The 760-nt window shown below is 40.8% G+C and carries 2 pseudogenes; both read right to left on the bottom strand.

The window, feature by feature from the left end:
- Positions 1-185 (bottom strand): annotated as a pseudogene (locus A3729_RS03130) (cytochrome c1); the annotation flags it as partial.
- A pseudogene (locus tag A3729_RS03125) lies at positions 185-760 on the bottom strand (cytochrome b); the annotation flags it as partial. The pseudogenes A3729_RS03130 and A3729_RS03125, both read right to left, overlap by 1 nt.

Below are 760 nucleotides of genomic sequence, written 5' to 3'. Positions count from 1 at the left end.
TAACGAGCGTACTTCATTGAGTGGCAAGCAAAACAGTAGTTCACAAATAAAGATAAACCATTCTGTAAAGACTCATTATCTGAAATGTCTGTTTTGATGTGATCCATAGGCGCTGCAGGTCCACCTGCAGCAAAAGCACCTAAAGAAATAACAGAACAGAAAACCGCAATTAATAAATGTTTCATTATCCTGTCACCCTCTCTGGAACTGGCTTGGTTTTTTCAATCTTTGTATACCAAGGCATTAATAAAAAGTAGGCAAAATACACAGCAGTCAAAATCTGCGCCCATAGCGTTCTTTCAGGCGTCGCAACAACAACACCTAAATAACCGAGTATAGAAAATGATACGACTAACAACGCTAGCGCAACTTTACTGATCCAGCCTTTATAACGAATAGACTTAACAGGGCTCTTGTCCAGCCAAGGCAAGACAAACAGAATTGCTATTGCAGCACCCATCACAACCACACCCAAGAATGCATCAGGTACAGCACGAAGCATTGCGTAGAATGGAGTAAAGTACCAAACAGGAGCAATATGATCAGGCGTTTTCAGCGGGTTTGCTGGTTCAAAGTTTGGCTTCTCGATAAAGTAACCACCCATCTCAGGGAAGAAGAAGACAACACCACAGAATACAAACAAGAAAACAACAATACCGACAATATCGTGCACACTATAGAAAGGATGGAAAGGAATACCGTCTTTTGGAATACCGTTTTCGTCTTTATTCTGCTTTATTTCGATACCATCTGGGTTATT

The sequence above is a fragment of the Oleiphilus sp. HI0043 genome (genome assembly GCF_001634935.1).
Note: the sequence above shows the minus strand (reverse complement) of the source record. Positions and strands in the feature narration are given on the sequence as shown.